Source organism: Alicyclobacillus sp. ALC3, assembly GCF_028751195.1.
Lineage (GTDB): Bacteria > Bacillota > Bacilli > Alicyclobacillales > Alicyclobacillaceae > Alicyclobacillus_L.
The window spans coordinates 945,595-965,639 of the sequence record NZ_CP066784.1 but is presented as its reverse complement, the minus strand read 5'-3'; the positions used below and the strand labels follow the sequence as shown (position 1 = coordinate 965,639).

Annotated in this window: 20 protein-coding genes; 16 read left to right on the top strand and 4 right to left on the bottom strand. The window is 57.3% G+C overall.

Annotation, left to right across the window (positions count from 1 at the left end):
- The first annotated feature begins 3 nt into the window (after positions 1–3).
- Positions 4–801 carry an ABC transporter ATP-binding protein gene (locus JC200_RS04635; RefSeq protein WP_274435000.1) on the top strand — a complete coding sequence of 266 codons (798 nt, stop codon included), beginning with the start codon at positions 4–6 and terminating at the stop codon, positions 799–801.
- Positions 802–868: 67 nt separating this feature from the next.
- Here JC200_RS04635 and JC200_RS04630 read toward each other — a convergent pair whose 3' ends face one another.
- From JC200_RS04630 to JC200_RS04620, 3 genes are all read right to left on the bottom strand, one after another.
- The gene (locus JC200_RS04630; protein WP_274434999.1) at positions 869–1,216 is read right to left on the bottom strand and encodes a helix-turn-helix domain-containing protein; all 348 of its coding nucleotides are present in this window, start codon (positions 1,214–1,216) and stop codon (positions 869–871) included.
- A gap of 98 nt (positions 1,217–1,314) precedes the next feature.
- Positions 1,315–1,467, bottom strand: coding sequence for an anti-repressor SinI family protein (locus tag JC200_RS04625; RefSeq protein WP_274436465.1), 153 nt, complete (start codon positions 1,465–1,467; stop codon positions 1,315–1,317).
- A 284-nt stretch (positions 1,468–1,751) separates the two neighbouring features.
- A complete protein-coding gene (locus JC200_RS04620) occupies positions 1,752–2,483 on the bottom strand; it encodes a TVP38/TMEM64 family protein (protein ID WP_274434998.1) in 732 nt (243 codons plus the stop codon).
- 178 nt (positions 2,484–2,661) lie between these two features.
- Between JC200_RS04620 and JC200_RS04615 the strand changes: the two genes are divergently transcribed.
- From JC200_RS04615 to JC200_RS04555, 13 genes are all read left to right on the top strand, one after another.
- Positions 2,662–3,159 (top strand): acyl-CoA thioesterase, encoded by a 498-nt coding sequence (locus JC200_RS04615; RefSeq protein ID WP_274434997.1) that lies wholly within the window; start codon positions 2,662–2,664, stop codon positions 3,157–3,159.
- A 337-nt stretch (positions 3,160–3,496) separates the two neighbouring features.
- The gene (gene ilvE, locus JC200_RS04610) at positions 3,497–4,396 is read left to right on the top strand and encodes a branched-chain-amino-acid transaminase (RefSeq protein ID WP_274434996.1); all 900 of its coding nucleotides are present in this window, start codon (positions 3,497–3,499) and stop codon (positions 4,394–4,396) included.
- A gap of 81 nt (positions 4,397–4,477) precedes the next feature.
- Positions 4,478–6,145, top strand: a complete 1,668-nt coding sequence (gene ilvD / locus JC200_RS04605; protein ID WP_274434995.1) for a dihydroxy-acid dehydratase — start codon at positions 4,478–4,480, stop codon at positions 6,143–6,145.
- Positions 6,146–6,197: 52 nt separating this feature from the next.
- Positions 6,198–7,934, top strand: a complete 1,737-nt coding sequence (gene ilvB, locus JC200_RS04600; RefSeq protein WP_274434994.1) for an acetolactate synthase large subunit — start codon at positions 6,198–6,200, stop codon at positions 7,932–7,934.
- Positions 7,931–8,461: an acetolactate synthase small subunit gene (gene ilvN / locus JC200_RS04595; RefSeq protein ID WP_274434993.1), complete on the top strand. Its 531-nt coding sequence runs from the start codon at positions 7,931–7,933 to the stop codon at positions 8,459–8,461. The genes ilvB and ilvN overlap by 4 nt, the downstream gene beginning before the upstream one ends.
- Positions 8,462–8,549: 88 nt before the next feature.
- The gene (ilvC, locus tag JC200_RS04590) at positions 8,550–9,602 is read left to right on the top strand and encodes a ketol-acid reductoisomerase (RefSeq protein WP_274434992.1); all 1,053 of its coding nucleotides are present in this window, start codon (positions 8,550–8,552) and stop codon (positions 9,600–9,602) included.
- An 11-nt stretch (positions 9,603–9,613) separates the two neighbouring features.
- Positions 9,614–11,149: a 2-isopropylmalate synthase gene (locus JC200_RS04585; protein WP_274434991.1), complete on the top strand. Its 1,536-nt coding sequence runs from the start codon at positions 9,614–9,616 to the stop codon at positions 11,147–11,149.
- Positions 11,146–12,237, top strand: a complete 1,092-nt coding sequence (gene leuB / locus JC200_RS04580) for a 3-isopropylmalate dehydrogenase (RefSeq protein ID WP_274434990.1) — start codon at positions 11,146–11,148, stop codon at positions 12,235–12,237. Before JC200_RS04585 ends, leuB begins: the two co-directional genes overlap by 4 nt.
- A 77-nt stretch (positions 12,238–12,314) precedes the next feature.
- Positions 12,315–13,739 carry a 3-isopropylmalate dehydratase large subunit gene (leuC, locus tag JC200_RS04575; protein WP_274434989.1) on the top strand — a complete coding sequence of 475 codons (1,425 nt, stop codon included), beginning with the start codon at positions 12,315–12,317 and terminating at the stop codon, positions 13,737–13,739.
- A gap of 41 nt (positions 13,740–13,780) precedes the next feature.
- Positions 13,781–14,374 (top strand): 3-isopropylmalate dehydratase small subunit, encoded by a 594-nt coding sequence (gene leuD, locus JC200_RS04570; RefSeq protein ID WP_274434988.1) that lies wholly within the window; start codon positions 13,781–13,783, stop codon positions 14,372–14,374.
- Positions 14,371–14,526: a hypothetical protein gene (locus JC200_RS04565; protein ID WP_274434987.1), complete on the top strand. Its 156-nt coding sequence runs from the start codon at positions 14,371–14,373 to the stop codon at positions 14,524–14,526. Before leuD ends, JC200_RS04565 begins: the two co-directional genes overlap by 4 nt.
- 220 nt (positions 14,527–14,746) lie before the next feature.
- Positions 14,747–15,832 (top strand): phosphotransferase family protein, encoded by a 1,086-nt coding sequence (locus tag JC200_RS04560; protein ID WP_274434986.1) that lies wholly within the window; start codon positions 14,747–14,749, stop codon positions 15,830–15,832.
- Positions 15,829–16,773, top strand: coding sequence for a D-2-hydroxyacid dehydrogenase (locus tag JC200_RS04555; protein WP_274434985.1), 945 nt, complete (start codon positions 15,829–15,831; stop codon positions 16,771–16,773). Before JC200_RS04560 ends, JC200_RS04555 begins: the two co-directional genes overlap by 4 nt.
- A gap of 12 nt (positions 16,774–16,785) precedes the next feature.
- Here JC200_RS04555 and ytaF read toward each other — a convergent pair whose 3' ends face one another.
- A complete protein-coding gene (gene ytaF, locus JC200_RS04550) occupies positions 16,786–17,406 on the bottom strand; it encodes a sporulation membrane protein YtaF (protein WP_274434984.1) in 621 nt (206 codons plus the stop codon).
- Positions 17,407–17,584: 178 nt separating this feature from the next.
- On the opposite strand from ytaF, the gene JC200_RS04545 reads away from it, so the two are divergent.
- Both JC200_RS04545 and JC200_RS04540 read left to right on the top strand, forming a co-directional pair.
- Positions 17,585–19,054 carry an LCP family protein gene (locus JC200_RS04545; protein ID WP_274434983.1) on the top strand — a complete coding sequence of 490 codons (1,470 nt, stop codon included), beginning with the start codon at positions 17,585–17,587 and terminating at the stop codon, positions 19,052–19,054.
- Positions 19,055–19,184: 130 nt separating this feature from the next.
- Entirely contained in the window at positions 19,185–19,913 is a 729-nt protein-coding gene (locus tag JC200_RS04540; RefSeq protein WP_274434982.1) for a DUF421 domain-containing protein, read from the top strand.
- Positions 19,914–20,045: the final 132 nt, after the last annotated feature.

Sequence of the window (20,045 nt, the reverse complement as noted above, 5' to 3'; positions counted from 1 at the left end):
CTGATGACTCGTTTGACCTTGTCGGGCGTTGGCTTTGGCACAATCGTTGAAGACATCAGCGTCGACTGGAAGGCCGGTCAGTTGGTCGGCCTGATTGGGCCAAACGGCGCAGGCAAATCTACGCTTCTGCGCCTGATGGCCGGGGTCCGCTCGCCAGACCAAGGGCGGGTTGACCTAGACGGCCTGGACATCCGCGAGCTCGGCACCAGAGCACGTGCCCGGGCGATTGCATACTTACCTCAGCAGATCCCGGAAGACGTCCCATTTAACGTCTACGAGTTCGTGCGAATGGGGCGCTACTCGCATCCTGGATCCACGGCGGCCGACAACGAAGCCGCAGTTCGTGAGGCCTTGGCGCGGATGAACCTTGAGCATGCAGCAGAAGTGCCGCTGTCGTCGCTGTCCGGTGGCGAACGGCAACGGGCTGGGGTAGCTCGCTGTCTGGCGCAGGAAAGCAGGGTGCTCCTGCTCGACGAACCGATTGCGAGTCTCGACTTGTACTACCAACTGGATATCTTGCAACACCTGCAGAAATTGACGGAGTCTGGGTATCTCGTCGTGTTGGCGATTCACCACTTGGAACTCGCGATTCGCTTTTGCAGCGACCTCCTGCTTTTGCACAAAGGTAAAATGCATGGTTCAGGAGACGTGCAGGACGTTCTGAGCGAGAAGGCACTCGCTGACGTGTTCGGCGTTTCAGCGCGCACATACTGGGATCCGTTCGTGGACAGCCTCCGACTGAGTCTAATTGACCGCGTGGGCGTTGGGGCGACCAGCCCGCCACTGCGGCTGGAAAAATGAACGCGGGAGGTCCCCATTGCGGAACCTGCCCGGTCAATGTCGTGGTGTTCGGTTCGTGCCCATGACGTCAGTCCTGCCCCTGACGCCGCCATTTCTGGAACTCGAGAAACTGTCGGAACTCCTCTTTACTGACACCTGAGTTCATCGCCTCACGTACGATGTTCAGCCAGTCAGGGTCGAAGTGATTGTCGTCTCCCGTGACGGCGGTTGATGAGGTGTCTTCCGCTTCGATCAATACGTGAACGGGTACGTCCAGCACAGCGGCTAACCGCTCCAACACGTGAATGGACGGATTCACTTGAATGTAGCGCTCGATGGCACTCAAATACGACTTTGCCACCCCGGCCCGTTCCGCGAGTTCCGACAAAGACAAGTTTTTTTGTAGGCGGTACTGACGGATACGGTCTCCGATCACGGTGGCCAGCCTCTCCTTGTTGTCACAGTTTTGCGCTGGGTCTGCAGGAAATTATATCAGATTCATGTAACAAGCGTGGTTTTTTGTTGATCGAAAAACTAGACGGCCTTTTGACGGAAACGAAAAAACTGGCGCACGTCGTCGGGCGTCAATCCTGCCTCTCGCGCCTTTAGAATGAGCACCAGCCACTCGTCATCCAGATCGACTTCGTCCTCTCTGTACGACACCAAGTCATCCTCTGCACTGCTCATCACCCGGTTCACCCCTTCGACCTTCGACGAACGCGTGCCTGCAGGAAACGTATGGGCGCGCGAACGCCGCCGTTCGCATGCTGCTGGCAGCGAACAATTGCTGATTCTGAGACAAGCTGTAGTGTGATTGTACTAGGTACAGTTGGTAGACGGCTTCATTGTATGCGTGCTATACGGAAAATATCAACATAAAAATTACTACAAAATGGAAGCGTTTTCGACTTACTCGAGGGGGATTCGGTCGATTGTTCTACGATCGGCGGGGTTCCTGGAGAAACACGGAGTCAGTGACGCCGCTGTCTGCGCCGACTAAGATGTCTGCCGATAAACCACACAAAGACGAGCGCGATACCGCCGAAGATGAGCAGCATGACAATTCGCTTTGAGACGCCGAAGTAGATCAGTGCAGCCGCGCAGTAATAGGGGATCATACTGATAGCCGCTGTCCACAGGTAGTCCCACCAGTGCACGGACTTCAGAACGCCAGCGACATAGTTGATGACAGAGGCTGGCACGGGCAACAGCCGCGCCATCAAGAGTCCGATGCTACCCTTGCTTTTGACCCAACTCTCCACCTGTTCAAAGCGGTCGGGTGGAATGAAATTCTCCAGCGCTGGACGGCCAAGGTAACGAGCCATCAGGAAGATGCCCCCAGTTCCTAGCAGAACTCCGATCCAGGCGTAGACAATGCCCCAGACAATACCGTAGACGTTCATATTCATCAACAGCAAGAACTCTGACGGCACTGGGATGATACAGAGCAGGGCCATCAACAGGATGCTCGCGACAATGCCAATCCAACCCCAGGCGCGAATCGCTTCGGAAAAGTGGTATTTGCGTTGCAGATAATAAATAACAAATAGGAGGAAAATCCCAAACAGAAACAGACCAATACTCGAAACGGCCCCAATCCGCTTATGCGTGGGGGAAATGCCGAGTCGTGCAAGCTTGGTCAAAACTGGCGCATTTTGGGCTTTTACGTCGGAACTCGAGCGATCTCGCTCGGGTGTATTCATTGTTGTGCCCTATCCCCTTTGTGCGTCGTACTCAAATCGTACCGCAGTTCCTGTCATTTGCAAACCTAGGCGCCGACGAACCACACTGGCAGAAAGGATGTCTGTTTTTAACCTACGGCTTTGCGCAAACCATTATAATCGTCTTTGAAGGCGACGACGAAAAAGGAGGGTCATCAGTATGGAAGGAAAGCCAGTCCGCATATCACGTACGGTGTACAACGACCACGTATTGCCACCTGACACAAACAACCGCAATACCATCTTCGGAGGCAAGGTCATGGCGTTTGTCGACAAGGTGGGTGCGATGACTGCCATGAAGCACTGTCGCAAGCCCGTGGTGACGGCTTCCATCGACAGCATGGACTTTCTTGCTCCGGTTTTGCTGGGAGAGACAATCAACCTCGAAGCGTGCGTAACACGCGCCTACCGCACTTCTGTCGAAGTGTATGTCACGGTCCGGTCCGAGGACTTGGTGACTGGGAAAGGGAAAGTGACCGGCTCTTCGTACCTGACCTTTGTAGCACTTGACGAAAATGGGCACCCGACCGAAGTTCCGCCGGTCATCCCGGAGACCGACGAGGAGAAGCGTCAGTACGACACTGCCCAAGCTAGGTACGTCATTCGCCAGCAGCGCAAGCAAGTCAGGGTGGAAGAACACCGCCGACTGGGCTTGTGACGGCGGTGATGGCCCTGCTGAAGAATGATTCTAAAATTTTTGTGAAGCTATGAAAATAAGCCAGAAATTTTCATCAGTAAGCGTTTTCGTAAGCGTTTACATGATTCTGACAAGTCGGATAAGCATTGACACAGGGAGCGTTGCGTACTAAAATGCTCGACAAATTCAAACATTACTTGCACACCTAGAGAGGGACTGACAGCATGGCACAGCGCACTGAACGTTGCCTCCCCGATCGAGCCCGTGACCTCGGGCTTGATAAATAGTTATCGTAATATTTAGCCTATTTTCCCTCCCAATCCAGCGGAATTTGACCCAGTCAGGAGCGTGGCCCGAGATGGCGCAGTGGATTTACTTGAATGACCAGTTGGTGCCGAAAGAAGAGGCAAAAGTTTCTGTCTACGACCACGGTTTTCTGTACGGCGACGGGGTGTTTGAAGGCATTCGTGTGTATGGTGGCAACATTTATCGCCTGCACGAACACATGGAGCGCCTGTACGATTCCGCGAAGGCGATTCTACTTAACATCCCGTACTCGTACGATGAAATGACCAAAATCATCGTCGACACGGTGTTGGCAAACGAGCTCGAAGACGCGTACATCCGACTCGTCGTTTCTCGCGGCGTCGGCAACCTCGGACTTGACCCGTTAACTTGTCAAAGTCCGAATGTTATCGTAATCGTCGAACCGCTTGCGTTGTATCCGAAAGAACTCTATCAGAACGGCCTCGAGATTGTAACGGTCGCTACCCGCCGCAGTCGGTCAGACATTTTGAACCCGAAACTGAAATCGCTCAACTATCTGAACAACATCTTAGTCAAGATTGAAGCGCACCTCGCAGGCGTCAGTGAGGCGCTGATGCTCAACACAGAGGGGTATGTCGCCGAAGGCTCTGGGGACAACGTGTTTGTCATGCGGCGCGGCGAAATTTGGACGCCACCATCCTACATTGGCGCACTTGAAGGCATCACGCGAGCAGCAATCATCCAACTCGCGCGTGAACAGGGTTACACCGTTCACATTGAACCGTTTACACGCCATGAAGTGTACACGGCAGATGAAGTGTTTTTAACAGGGACCGCTGCGGAAGTCATCCCGGTTGTCAAGGTGGATGGTCGGGTGATTGGCGAAGGCAAGCCAGGCGAAGTGACGAGAAGGCTCGAGGCTCTCTTCCGCGAGCGCGTTGTAGTTGACGGCGTTAAGATTCACCCGGACCGCTCTGCGGTGTCGGACTGAGTTTGTGCCATGCCCGGGCTCTGCCCGGGTTCTGAAACAGAGATGCCAATGGCATTCCATCGTTGCTGGGAGTGGAGAGAAATGAGAAGCGACATGATCAAAAAAGGGGTAGACAGGGCCCCACACCGCAGTCTCTTGTACGCGACCGGAGTCAAACCGACGGATTTGACGAAACCCTTCATCGGCGTGTGCAATTCCTATGTGGACATCATTCCTGGCCACGTTCATTTGAACAAAGTTGGAGAAATGGTGAAAGAGGCGATTCGAGAGGCTGGCGGCATTCCGTTTGAGTTCAACACGATTGGTGTCGACGACGGAATCGCTATGGGGCACATCGGCATGCGTTACTCTCTGCCAAGCCGGGAACTCATCGCCGACTCTGCGGAGACGATGATTAACGCTCACTGGTTCGACGGTGTCGTGTTTCTGCCCAACTGCGACAAAATCACGCCAGGCATGCTCCTTGCGGCCGTGCGAACGAATGTGCCGTGTGTTTTTGTGTCTGGTGGGCCGATGGAAGCTGGTCGTTCGAACACCGGCAGACCGTTGTCGCTCACTTCTGTGTTTGAAGGTGTCGGTGCGTACCGTTCAGGAAAAATGTCCGAATCCGACCTGCTCGACATTGAGCAAAACGCTTGTCCGACCTGCGGCTCTTGCTCGGGAATGTTTACGGCCAACTCGATGAACTGCTTGATGGAAATGCTCGGCATCGCGCTGCCTTGGAACGGCACGCTTGTGGCGACGTCTGAAGAACGTCACAACCTGTTCCGCGAGGCAGCGCGTCGTGTGATGGAAATGGTCGAGAAGGACATCAAACCGCGCGACATCATCACCGAAGAGGCGATTGACGACGCGTTTGCGCTCGACATGGCGATGGGCGGGTCCACCAACACAGTGCTGCACGTGCTCGCCATCGCCCGCGAGGCCGGCATCGACTACGACCTCGAGCGAATCAACGAGGTGGCGAAGCGTGTGCCGTACCTCTCGAAGATTAGTCCTGCCTCTGAATACTCCATGCAAGACGTCCACAACGCCGGTGGCATCAGCGCCATCATCAAGGAACTGATGTCAGTCGAAGGGACCATTCACCCGGACCGCATCACAGTCACGGGCAACAGCCTGCGCGACAATGTGGCGGACGCGGATATCAAGAACGAGAACGTGATTCGTCACCGCACGAATCCATACAGTCAGACGGGTGGCCTGTCCATTCTCTACGGCAACCTGGCACCGGATGGCGCCGTGATTAAGGTCGGTGCGGTGGCTTCCGGCATTACCTTCTTCGAAGGAGAGGCTATCTGCTTCGAATCGCAGGAGGCGGCGCAGGCTGGCATTGACGACGGTACAGTGCACAAAGGCCACGTCGTCGTGATTCGCTACGAAGGGCCGAAGGGCGGTCCAGGGATGCCGGAAATGCTCGCTCCAACCTCGTCCATTGTCGGTCGCGGACTTGACACAGATGTCGCGCTCATCACCGATGGCCGATTCTCCGGTGCGACGCGCGGAATTTGTGTCGGCCACATCTCGCCGGAAGCTGCCGAAGGCGGGCCCATCGGCCTCATCGAAGCGGGTGACCGCATTCGGATTGACCTGACAGAACGGCGGATTGAACTGTGTATCGACGATGCTGAACTCGAGCGGCGCCGTGCCAAGTGGCAGCAACCGGAGCCGAAGGTCAAGAGCGGGTACCTGGCGCGGTACGCGAAGCTCGTCACCTCGGCAAACACGGGTGGCGTGTTGATGGTTTAAGCGAACTGGCACGACGATGTGAAAAAAATGGAGTGAATGGAGGGGAACGATCATGACACCGCGAGTGCAGCCGTCGCTGCCTGCAGAACCAGGGGAGCGCGCACAAAGCCCGAGCATCCTGACCGGCGCGCAGATGTTGGTGGAGTCCTTGCGAGCAGAAAACGTGGAAGTGATTTTTGGGTATCCTGGCGGCGCCGTCCTGCCGGTGTATGACGCACTCTACCAGTGTGGCATTCCGCACATTTTGACCCGGCACGAGCAAGGCTCGATTCACGCAGCGGAAGGCTACGCGCGTGTTACTGGCCGGCCGGGCGTCGTGATCGCGACATCTGGCCCAGGCGCTACCAACCTTGTGACAGGCCTGACTGACGCGATGATGGACTCCTTACCGCTCGTCGTCTTCACAGGTCAGGTAGCGACCAAAGTCATCGGCACAGACGCCTTTCAGGAGGCTTCGATTCTCGGCATTACAATGCCTGTCACGAAGCACAGTTACCAAGTGCAGGACGTGCGCGAATTGCCGATGGTCATTAAAGAGGCGTTCCATATCGCCTCGACAGGCCGTCCTGGGCCTGTCCTCATCGACCTGCCGAAAGACATCGCGAACGCCAGAGGTTCGTTCGACTACTCAAAACCGGTGCGCATTCCGGGCTACCAACCGACATTTATTCCGAACAGTTTGCAAATCAAAAAAGTCGCACAGGCTTTGCGCAATGCCAAGCGTCCGCTCATCCTGGCAGGGGCCGGTGTGCTGCACGCCCACGCTACGGAAGAATTGCTGAAGTTGGTTGAAACTACGCAGATTCCTGTCACGAACACGTTGCTTGGTCTCGGCAGTTTTCCTGGCGACCACCCACTGTTTCTCGGTATGGCCGGCATGCATGGGACCTACGCCGCCAACATGGCGATCTACGACTGCGACGTGTTGGTGAATATCGGCGCACGCTTCGACGACAGACTCACTGGCAACCTCGAGCACTTCGCGCGCCGAGCTACAGTGGTGCACATTGACATTGACCCGGCCGAGATTGGCAAAAACGTACCGACCGACATCCCTGTTGTGGGCGACGCCAAGCATGCCATCACGATGTTGCTCGAGGACGGCGTTTCGCTCACTGACGCGGCGGCGTGGCGTGAACAACTCCAGGAGTTCAAAGTGGCGTACCCGTTCTGGTACCGCCCGGACAGCGAGCGCTTGAAGCCGCAGCGGATGATTGAGATTATCCACGAGGAGACAAGCGGCGAAGCTGTTGTCGTGACGGACGTCGGGCAACACCAGATGTGGGCGGCGCAGTACTTCCCGTTCCGCGCGCCGGGACGGTGGGTCACTTCCGGGGGCCTTGGCACGATGGGGTTCGGGTTGCCGGCGGCGATTGGGGCGCAACTTGGTCTGCCCGACGCACCGGTGTTCGCGGTCGTCGGCGACGGTGGCTTCCAGATGACCATGCAAGAACTAGCAGTCATCGTCGAGTACCAGATTCCAGTGAAAGTGGTCGTCCTCAACAACCGCTCACTGGGAATGGTCAGACAGTGGCAGGAGTTCTTCCATGGGCGTCGCTACTCGGAGTCTCTCATCCCGGTGCAGCCCGACTTTGTGAAACTCGCGGACGCCTTTGGCATCCCAGCTTTCCAGGCGCAAAACGAAGCCGAGGCGACGGAGAAGATTCAACTGGCACTGGCAACGCCGGGACCGGTTCTGATTGACTGCCACGTGCCATCGAGTGAGAACGTGTACCCAATGGTGGCGCCCGGCTGTGGCATTCACGAGATGGTGGGGGTGACGCCATGAACCGTGTCTTAACCGTCTTGGTTAACAACCGCATGGGTGTCCTCAACCGCATCACGGGACTGTTCTTGAAGCGGGGTTTCAACATCCAGAGCATCACCGTCGGCCCGACCGAAACCGATGGGGTGTCGCGAATGACGATTGTGATTGGCGCCGACGACGAGCGGATTGTCGAGCAAGTCATTAAACAGCTACACAAGCAGATCGATGTTCTGAAGGTGATGGACATCACGGAACAGCAGATTGTTGCCCGGGAGCTATTGCTCATCAAGGTCAACAGTTCCGTGCAGAACCGCGCAGAACTGATGGCGCTCGTTGAACCCTTTCGCGCTTCCATCATCGACGTCGGTCGTGAGTCCGTGACGGTTCAGGCAACAGGCCGCCCAGACAAGATTGACGCATTGATCGCGCTGCTTCGGCCGTACGGCGTGCGCGAACTCGCACGTACCGGTGTCACGGCGTTCCCAAGGGACAGCGACACTGTGAACGAAGTGATTCGCCTGAACAAGGGTTCGATGCTGCCGATTTAAACGGACACCGGTGCGCTTGTGACCAGTGCGGCAGCGGCTCTCATATGAAGCAAGGCTTTAGACAGACATCATTGGAGGAGATTTCGACATGGCAAACCTGTACTTTGAGAAGGACGTTACACTTGATGCACTGCGTGGAAAAAAGGTAGCTGTGGTTGGTTACGGTTCGCAGGGGCATGCGCATGCACAGAACCTGCGCGAGAGCGGCGTGCAAGTGGTAATCGGCTTGCGGCAAGGGCGCTCGTGGGCGAAGGCAGAACAAGACGGCTTTGAGGTGTTGTCCGTCGGCGACGCCACGCAGGCGGCTGACGTTGTCATGATTTTGCTGCCGGATGAACGGCAGCCGCAAGTCTACAACAGCGAGATCGCACCGAATCTCTCGGCTGGCAAGGCGCTGGCGTTCGCACACGGCTTCAACATTCACTTTCATCAGGTGGTGCCGCCGAAAGACGTCGATGTCTTCATGGTCGCGCCGAAGGGACCAGGCCACCTCGTTCGCCGCGTGTACACAGAGGGCGGCGGTGTGCCGTGTCTCATCGCGGTGGAGCAGAACCCCAGTGGGCAAGCCAAAGACATCGCGCTCGCTTACGCCAAGGGCATCGGCGGTACCCGCGCAGCTGTGCTTGAGACGACGTTCCAGGAAGAGACTGAAACAGACCTGTTCGGCGAACAGGCAGTGCTCTGTGGCGGCGTCTCCGCACTGGTCAAGGCGGGTTTTGAAACCTTGACAGAAGCCGGCTACCAGCCGGAAGCGGCGTACTTTGAGTGCCTGCACGAGTTGAAGCTGATTGTTGACTTGTTGTACGAGGGCGGGTTGTCGTACATGCGTTATTCAATCTCTGACACCGCACAGTGGGGCGACTTCATGTCCGGTCCGCGCATCGTCACCGACGAGACGAAGAACGAGATGCGCAGGGTCCTGTCCGATATCCAGACCGGTGCGTTTGCGCGCGGCTGGGTGCTTGAGAACCAGGCGAACCGCCCGATGTTCCACGCGATCAACGAACGTGAGAAAAACCACCCAATTGAAGTTGTCGGTCGCCAGTTGCGCGAGTTGATGCCGTTCATTCGCCGCCCAGACTACAGCGGCCAGTCGGCTGGAGAGGCGCTGACGGCAAGCGGTCAATCCACCGGGGAATGAGGTGACTGCGAGTGCGAAAAGTTGAGATCTTTGACACCACGCTGCGGGACGGGGAGCAGTCTGCGGGCGTCAACCTGCACACGCACGAAAAACTCGAGATTGCCTATCAGTTAGCGCGCTACGGGGTGGACGTCATGGAGGCTGGCTATCCAGCCTCCTCCCCAGGAGACTTTGACGCCGTTTCGCAGATTGCGAAGTCGATCAAAGGGTGTTCGGTGGCTGGTTTGGCCCGCCACGTCCAGAGCGATGTGGACGCAGTGTGGGAAGCCGTGAAGGACGCAGAAGCCCCGCGATTGCACTTGTTTATCGCTACCTCTCCCATCCACATGCAAGACAAACTGCGAATGACACCCAATCAGGTCTTTGAAGCTGCGCAGTCGATGGTCCGTTATGCGGCCAAACGGTTTTCTGATATTGAGTGGTCCGCCGAGGACGCCACACGCTCTGAGTGGCCGTTTCTCGCGGAGTTGATTGAAGCTGTGATTCGCGCAGGGGCGACTGTGATTAACCTGCCGGACACGGTCGGTTACACGACGCCGGCGGAGTACTCGCAGATGTTCAAGTACATTCAGGAACACGTTCCGAACATCCACCGCGTCAAGTTGTCCGCGCACTGCCACGACGACCTCGGCTTAGCCGTCGCGAACTCGATTGCAGCGATTGAAGCCGGAGTGACGCAGATTGAAGGCACAATCAATGGGATTGGCGAACGGGCTGGCAACGCGTCACTCGAAGAAGTCGCAGTGGCGCTGGCAATCCGACGCGATTACTACCAGGCGGAGACGAGGCTCGACCTTGCGCAGACGATGCGCACCAGCCGACTCGTCAGCAAGTTGACGGGGATGGTCGTCCCCGCGAACAAAGCAGTAGTCGGCGCGAACGCCTTCGCGCACGAGTCCGGGATTCACCAGGACGGAGTGCTGAAGAATGTGTTGACATACGAGATTATCCGGCCGGAAATGATTGGCCTTGCGTCGAACTCGCTGGTCCTCGGCAAGCACTCCGGCCGCCACGCCTTCCGCGAAAAGTGTCAGGAGCTCGGCTTACACCTGTCGGACGACGAGTTCAATCAGCTGTTCAAGAACTTTAAACAGCTGACGGAGAAGAAGAAGGACGTCACAGACGACGACATCCTGGCGCTCGCGCTCGAAGCTTCCGCGAACAGCGGTCGTCCGCACTATGAGCTGGAGTACCTACACGTGTCTTTCGGTTCAAACGCCATCACCACAGCGACGCTCGGCGTACGCATGGCGGACGGCACGAAGGGGCAGGAAGCGGCAACTGGCAACGGCAGTGTCGAAGCGATTTACCGGACGATTGAACGACTGCTGAATCACCCTGTCGAGCTGCAGGACTACCGAATTCAGTCGACGACGGGCGGCAAGGACTCACTCGCTGAAGTGTATGTGAGAGTTGGCTACGATGGCGCGTTTGGCAACGGCCGCGGTGTCGACAACGATGTCTTGGCCGCGTCCGCCAAGGCGTTCCTAGACGCGGTCAACCGGATTGCGCTCAAACGCGAGTTCAAGGAAGTGGGTGTCTCTTGATTAAGCACATCTCGGTGCTTCCCGGCGACGGGATTGGCCCTGAAGTGACAAATGAAGCTTGTCGTCTGCTCGAAACCGTCGGGGCAGAGTTTGGCCACACATTTTCGTTCACCTTCGCGCACATCGGCGGCGCCGCGATCGACGCAGCAGGCACGCCCCTGCCTGAGGAAACAATTGCAGCTTGTCGCGCCAGCGACGCAGTGCTGCTCGGAGCTGTGGGTGCGCCGCAGTACGACCGCGGACCTGCGTCGGGACGTCCAGAAGCAGGCCTGCTTGGACTGCGCAAGGCGCTCGGCGTGTTCGCGAACCTGCGGCCCATCACTGTCTTCCCGGCTTTGGCCAAAGCTTCACCGCTCAAAGACGAAATTTTGAAGAATGTTGATTTTTTGATCGTCCGCGAACTTACCGGTGGTCTGTACTTCGGCACACCGCGCGAGCGCATCGAGACCCCGGAAGGCCTCGAAGTCATCGACACCTTGCGCTACACGGAACACGAAATTGAGCGGATTATCCGCCTTGGCTATGAGACGGCGAGGACAAGGGGACGGCGCTTGACGTCTGTCGACAAGGCCAATGTCCTCGAGTCGAGCCGGGTCTGGCGGGAGACGGTACAGCGCCTGCAAGCCGAGTACCCGGATGTCGAACTGAACCACCTGCTCGTCGACAACGCGGCGATGCAGATTGTGAAGAACCCTGGGCAGTTTGACGTCATGGTCACAGAAAACCTGTTCGGCGACATCTTGAGCGACGAAGGCGCCATGATTACCGGTTCCATCGGTATGCTTCCGTCTGCGAGCCTTGGTAACGGTGGCCCGGGTGTGTACGAACCCGTGCACGGTTCGGCGCCGGACATCGCAGGCAAGGGCGTTGCGAACCCACTGGCTACATTCTTGTCCGTTGCACTGATGCTGCGCCAATCGCTCGGAATGGCGGCAGAGGCAGACGCGGTCGAACGAGCTGTGAATCACGTGCTCACCGACGGGCTGCGCACCGCGGACATCGCGGACATCGGACAAAGTGCGCTCGGCACTGCAGAAATGGGAGACGCGGTGCGCGACAGACTCCGCGCTGCCGCTGTGAAGCAGTAATTGCCGCCTGGTTGAGATAGAGGTTTCGATAACGGCACGGAAGAGACGGCACAGTACAGATGGTGGAGGTGACCTGCATGAGCCCAAAGACACTGTTTGAAAAGATTTGGGACCGCCACGTCGTCGTTTCTCAAGACGGTGGCAACGCACTGATTTTTATTGATTTGCACTTGGTTCACGAAGTCACTTCGCCGCAGGCGTTTGAGGGCTTGCGCATCAACAACCGGCAAGTGCGCCGCCCGGACCTCACGTTCGCGACGATGGACCACAACGTCCCGACCGATAACCCGTTTCACGTGACAGACGAGATTGCAGGCAAACAAATCGAAACCCTTGCAGTCAACTGCAAGGACTTTGGCGTTGAGCTCGCGGACCTGAACAGCGCGAACCAGGGCATAGTGCACGTAATTGGCCCTGAACTTGGTCTCACGCAACCGGGTAAGACGATTGTCTGCGGTGACAGCCACACCTCTACGCACGGCGCATTCGGCGCCCTTGCCTTTGGCATCGGCACCAGTGAAGTGGAACACGTGCTCGCAACGCAGTGCCTGTGGCAGAAACGTCCGCAGACCTGCGAGGTCCGCCTCGTTGGTAAGCGGGCTCCGGGAGTAACAGCCAAAGACGTCATTCTCGGCGTGATTGCGGAGAACGGCATCGACTTTGGCACCGGGCACGTGGTGGAGTTCACCGGGGATGTGGTGCGCTCGATGTCGATGGAAGAGCGGATGACCGTCTGCAACATGGCCATTGAAGGAGGCGCGCGCGCCGGTATGGTTGCGCCGGATGAAGTGACGTTTGCCTACCTGCAGGGCCGTGAACGAGTGCCGCAGGGGGAGCAGTTTGACGAAGCGGTGACAGAGTGGCGAGCACTCTGCTCTGACGATGGCGCCATGTATGACAAAGTCGTCACCTTTGACGTCTCTGCACTTGACCCGCAAGTGACGTGGGGCACAAACCCAGGGATGGGCATCAGCGTGAACGGCCGGGTGCCTCATCCGGATTCGTTTGCCACGGAGCCTGAACGTAGGGCTGCCAAGCAGGCACTGGCGTACATGGGTCTTGAGCCTGGAATGCCGATCACGGACATCACTGTACAGAACGTCTTTATCGGCTCGTGCACGAACTCTCGCCTGGAAGACCTGCGTGCGGCGGCTGAAGTGGCCCGTGGCCGCAAAGTCGCAGCGGGTGTCCGCGCGCTCGTCGTGCCCGGTTCCAAACAAGTGAAAGAACAGGCCGAGCGCGAAGGACTGGACCGCGTCTTTCTGGACGCCGGCTTTGAGTGGCGCGCCACAGGGTGCAGCATGTGCCTCGCTATGAACCCGGATTTCGTGCCTGCTGGCGAGCGCTGCGCGTCCACCTCGAACCGCAACTTTGAAGGCCGCCAAGGACGGGCGGCCCGGACGCACCTGGTTAGTCCAGCAATGGCGGCAGCAGCTGCGGTCGCAGGGCGCTTTGTCGATGTTCGCGAACTTGGCCGAGAGGCCGCTGCTGCAAGCGTCTAAGCGATTCCACAGTGTTTGCTGTGATACAAGGAGGGGTTGGCATGGAGCCGTTCGTCCGGCTGACAGGAAAGGTTGCGCTGATGGATCGGGTGAATGTCGACACCGACCAGATTATCCCCAAGCAGTTTCTGAAGCGCATCGAGCGCACCGGTTTTGGTCAGTATTTGTTCTACGATTGGCGTTTTCGCGAGGACGGCGGCGCGAACGAGGCGTTTGAGCTGAACCAACCGCACAATCAAGGTGCTGCGATTCTCGTGGCCCAGCACAACTTCGGCTGCGGTTCATCGCGCGAGCACGCTGCGTGGGCGCTCGGCGATTATGGCTTTCGCGTCGTTCTTGCGCCTTCGTTCGCGGATATCTTTTTCAACAACTGTTTCAAAAATGGCTTGTTGCCGATTAGGCTTCCGGAAAGTACGATTGACCAAATTTTTGCCAAGGGTACTGGCGGTAGCGCGTTTGAGTTGACCGTCGACCTCGAAGCTCAGACTGTGTCCGACGGAGCTGGGTGGCAGGTGTCGTTTGAGGTCGACCCAAGGCGGCGGTACAACCTGCTGAACGGTTTGGACGACATCGCAATCACGCTTCAATACGAGGCAGACATTACCGCTTACGAAGGGAGGAGGCGGACAGGATGACACAAGACACGGGACACGACGCATATGCGGGGCAGTCCGACTACGTCAACGAGCTGCAATCGGGTGAGCAGCATGCTGACACGCTCGACTGGGAAGAGTCCGAGACCGCGAGTGACTATGTGCTGTTTGACAACTGCGTTCTGAGGTTTTGACGGCGCCGTCGTCCCGTGCTGGGAACTTTGTGACAAACAGCGCGCGGCCGCTAGACACGGTGGGTGTTCCCCCCGTCTGCGGTTAGCGCGCGTTTCATTTGTACAACCGCTGCTGTCCCATGCCGCGAACTTTGAGTTTCTCGATTTCTGTATCGAGGTCTTCCTGATTCCCAGCCTAACACGGTATGATAGAGACCAGTAAGGGAGGGGAGTGGCAGACGTGGCAGAGACAAGCGATGGGCACGTGACACGTCGAACCATACCGATACGACAAGGCGAAGGCTTTGACGTGGAACGGGTGTGGACCTACCTGCGTCAGCGCATACCTCGGGTTCCTGAAGAACTTCCGAATATCGAGCAGTTTCCGTCTGGAGCGTCCAACCTGACCTATTACCTGCAGAGCGGGCCATTCGAAGGTGTTCTGCGACGTCCGCCGTTTGGACCGTTGCCGCCAAAAGCACACGACATGGCGCGAGAAGCTGCGATTCTGGAAAAGCTTCACCCAAACTTTCCACTTGCACCTCGTCCGTTGGCGTTTTGCGACGACCTGTCAGTGATTGGTAGTCCTTTCTACATCATGGAGTATCGACCCGGGGTCGTACTTGATGACCGCTTTCCCTCGGGCATTGCGCCACAGCCTGAATTGTGTCAGCGGATTTCCTGCGCCGTCGTAGACACCCTCGCAGACCTGCACAGCGTCGACTACGAAGCTGCTCTGCTGGCCGAGTTCGGTCACCCTGATGGGTTTCTCGCGCGCCAAGTACACGGATGGATTGAGCGCTATCAGCGTGCGCAAACGGACGACATTCGCGGTGTGGAACACCTCACGCGGTGGCTGGCACAGCGTGTGCCAGTTTCGCAGGCCGTGACCGTGATCCACAACGACTTCAAGCTCAACAACATTGTTCTCGACGCGAGCGCGCTTGACCGCCCTGTCGCCGTGGTGGACTGGGAGATGGCGACCATCGGCGACCCCTTGATGGACCTCGCGATTAGCCTGAGTTACTGGGTACAGGCGGATGACCCAGTGGAACTTCGACAAATGCTGCCAACGGTGACACAACTGCCGGGATTTCTCAGCAGGCGCGACCTGATTGAACGCTACGCGAAGCGAACTGGGCGGGACTTGTCCACGATTGACTACTACCTAGTGTTCGCTTACTTCAAACTCGCTGTGATTTTGCAGCAGATTTACGTGCGCTGGAAGGGTGGGCAGACGGCGGACGAGCGATTTGCAAGCTTTGGGGCGCGTGTGGCAACGATTGTCGCGCACGCCGTCTCTGCTATCGAGGAGGCTGGCGCATGAGTGTACCAATTCTCGTCTACCACGAGCGCGCGGCGGACAAGTACGCCGCTTTCCTGACTGCGCACGGGTGTGCACAGGTGTACACGGCAGCGAACGCAAAGGCCGCGCGGGCTCGGCTCACCGAAACACCGATCGAGGTCATCTACGGATACGGTTTTCCACTTGACGCGGTTGCTGCATCAACTACGGTGCGCTGGGTGCAACTGATGAGTGCGGGTGTCGACGCTGTACTTCGGCAAGGGCCGTTGCCTTCGCACATCACGCTCACGCGTATGCTTGACGTGTTTAGCCGCCCGATGGCTGAGTACGCCTTTGCTTACCTGCTTCACATCGAAAAAGCGATTGAGCGCCTGCGGGACCAGCACGCGAGCAACACTTGGCAGTCGTTTCGCGCGGGGGTGTTGCACGATAAAACAATCGGTGTCGCTGGGCTCGGATCGATTGGACAAAACGTCATAACCAAGGCCCGCGCTTTTGACATGACGGTGTACGGCATGAGCAGAAGCGGCGGGCAAAGCGCGACAGTGGACAAGCACTTTACGCCAGATCAGTGGCTGGATTTTGTAAAAGAGCTCGACTACTTGGTGTTGACGCTGCCGCTGACGGACAAAACCCGCCATGCTGTGAACGAATTCGTGTTAGGGGCAATGAAACGCGATGCCATTCTGGTCAACGTGGGCCGGGGGGCCCTTGTCGACGAGAGGGCCCTCGTTGACGCCCTCCGTGACCGCAGGTTGCGGGCAGCCGTCCTCGATGTGTTCGAAGTGGAGCCACTGCCAAGCGACAGTCCGCTGTGGACACTGTCGAACGTATACGTCACGCCACATATGTCGGGGCCGACGACGGTTGAAAATGCAGGTCAGTACTTCCTCGACAACCTCAAACGGTACGAGCAGGGACTGCCGTTGCCGGGCGTTGTAGATTGGGATGCGGGGTATTGAAGGAGCATCCGCTCATCCGGGGATGAGTTGGTGGATGCCTACTAGAATGAGCAGAATGCCCGCTGCGATGGTCGCCTTCTCGCCGAGTGTCTCTGCAGCGTAACGGCGGCCCGAGAACGCCGCAAGGCCGAGCAATGCGAAGCTGAACACACCGACGGAAACGGACGTCCATAACACGTCTAGTTTCGTAATGCCTGCGTCAAACCCACCTGCGAGGGCGTTCATGGCGAGCGCGACGCCGAGAATCATCGCTTCTCCAAAACCAATCGCCTGATTGTTGTTTCGGTCTGCTGCCTCCGGATTGCGCAGGATGTCTGTGATGAAACTCGAATTCTTTTGCTTTGGCTTGGGCGCTCGGTGCGCGATAAACGGCTGCATCAGAACCCAGACGCCAACGCAGACGATGACTACCGTGCCAATCAAATTTGCGACAAGCGGCGACAGCCAGGTCGTCACGGCATTGCCAAAGAGTCCGGCGGCAAGTGTGGCCACAAACGAAATCACTGCGATCACTAGGTTTTGCGGCCACGGAATGCGGATGCGCCGCACACCGTAGGCTATGCCTACCCCTGCGTTGTCGAGGTTGGAGGCGATTCCGATGGCGATGATACTGGTCAATGCGGTGAGGTGCACTGGAATCACTCCTTGGCTGGCGTTCCATGTAAGATATGCAGCACCGGAAAAAGGTGACTTGTGACCATTGGTTGCAGAGAACTGCTAGCTGGTGATATCCTGCGAAAGATTGACTTCGAAGCGAATTTGAGAGGATTGACAGAATCAAGTCAATTCTGAAGTTGAGGAGGACCCACTCATGAACAACGGCGGATGGGGAAATGACTCTTCCCAAAGGCCACCGCGGCCGAACGTGCGATGGGACGGCGGACCCGAGTCGAAGGGAAACAGATCAAACCGCAGTCGGACAAGTGGGGGACAGTCAACAAGTTCAACTAGGGCTGGTGGACGTGGAAATGGGCCGAGGCCGGGTGGCGCTCGCAGCGGCGGGCCCGGCGGCCGCCGACCGCGGCGGGGCGGTCGCATTACCGCTCTGGTCATCGTGCTGCTGGTGGTGGCAGCCGCAATCGCGACGGGTCCGAAGACACTCCTTGATGTCGTATTCCACCCGAAGAAAGGCGTCAAAGAGGTCACGAGTCAGATTGGCGATACGATTGTTGGCTCCAAACCGGTCAACATCCTGCTCATCGCGAACAACGCTCGCAACGCGACGGGTCCACTGTCGCTAGGGACAGCTGGTGGGCAAGCCGACATCATGATTGTGGCGCACCTCGACCCGAAACAGCACACGGTTTCGCTGATCTCCGTGCCGCGTGACACACTGATTGCGATGCCAGGGTGGAACGTCCCCATCCCCAAAATTAAAACGGCTTTCGCCGTCGGCCTGAACCAGTCGCAGACAGAAGGGCCGAAACTGGCGATGCGGTACGTTTCGCGAATGCTCGGTCTGTCGATCAGCGACTACGTCGTGACGGACTTCCAGGGATTTGCCGACGCCATCAACGCGGTCGGGGGCATTAAAGTCGATGTCAAACAGCGCATTTATGACCCATTGCACAGCGGTGCGAATTTGTACCCTGGTGTTCAAACACTCAACGGGTCACAGGCGCTTGCATACATCCGCGTACGTCAAAACGCGGCCGGCAACACGTACCGGACGAACGACTTTCAGCGTCAACAGGCTGAAATACAGGTGCTGCAAATCTTGAAGCAAAAACTGCTCGACTCTACAACCAATCCGGTGAAAATTCGTAACTTGGTGAAGGTGTGGCAGAAGGACGTCGCGACCAATATGTCGACGCAGCAACTCGTGGGCTTCGCACTGGCGACTTCCGGGAGTCAGATTAAGACGCTTTTCCTTGGCTCCGTGAAGGATTCGATGGACCTCGCTAATGCGCCGATGCCAGGCGTTAATGCAGAGAACTATCTGACTGGCGCCTACTACGATGTACTTGACCCGAACAACATCACGAAGGCGCTGAAGAGTGTAGGTTCGACGGGCAGCGACTTGGGGCTACCACCGATTCCTGCCCCTTCACAGGTCCCAATCACTGTGTACGGCAGTCAACTGGTCGCAAACGAACTGCAACAGGCCGGTTATCCAGTCACGTACGGAGGGGCTGGCGCAACAGGGTCGCAGATTCAAATTTACTATCCGCCCGGCAAGATGCCATGGGGCTGGGCCATCGCCAGGACGCTTGGCACCGCCAACGAGTGGGTCGCCCCAGCAACCCAAAACTATTCGGACGCCGTTGTGTACGCTCCGTAGTTCGCTTGGAAGGGAGTCTAGCGCGGGGAAGAACGGTTGGTGAACCGGTGCTTGCGCTGTTTGCGTAGAACGTGGTTTGCTACAACGCAGAATTGTCTATACCAGTGAATGTTGAGAGGGGACGGAATCGTTGCTCCACATTCACTGGTCTTTTATTGTCCTAAGTTCATTTGTGACGTTTGCTGTGTTGCTCGCGTTGGTCCGCTGGATTGGCAGTACGCAGTTGACCCAGCTTACTTATTTCAATTGGGTTGCCGGTGCCGCAATGGGCAATATGGCGGCGAACATGATGACAACGACGGATAAGAGCACGTGGGTGGCCTCGTGTCTCAGCCTTGTCATGTTCACACTAGCGACCATCATTGCGTCGTATATTGCCCTCAAGAATCGCCACTTTCGCCGTGTCACGAGCGGTGAACCGGTAGTCCTCATCCACAAAGGCGCGCTATTGCGAGAGAACCTGCGAAAATCCAAGGTCAACCTTGATGTCCTTCTGATGACACTGCGTGAGAAGGGCTATTTTTCCTATGGAGACATTGAATACGGGATACTTGAACCGACTGGAAACTTGAGCATTTTGCCGACTCAGGCTTCACAGTCAGCGTCCAAGGAAGACCTGGTGGAAGGCCCAGACTTATCTCCGAAGGGACAGGGGCCGTATATCGAGATTGTGATTGATGGGGAGGTGGACCGGGACAAGTTGAAAAGCACAAACCACGACCAAGCCTGGCTCGAGAGTGTGCTAGAGCGGCACAAGATTAACTCACTGGCTGACGTGTTGTATCTCGCTGTGAATGAGCAGGGCGACATCATTCTCGATGGACATCGCCGGATGGCGCCAGACGACCCGCTTGTGTAGGAATTCACGTGGGCGGAAAAGCCCTCAAGCGACGGGTGTGAGGCGTACAGTCAATTCGGCAGCACGCCTTTTCAGGTGCCTGGTTATGACTTCAGGCGCAGTTTTGAAGTGCTGCTGAGGGCAGGTCACTAG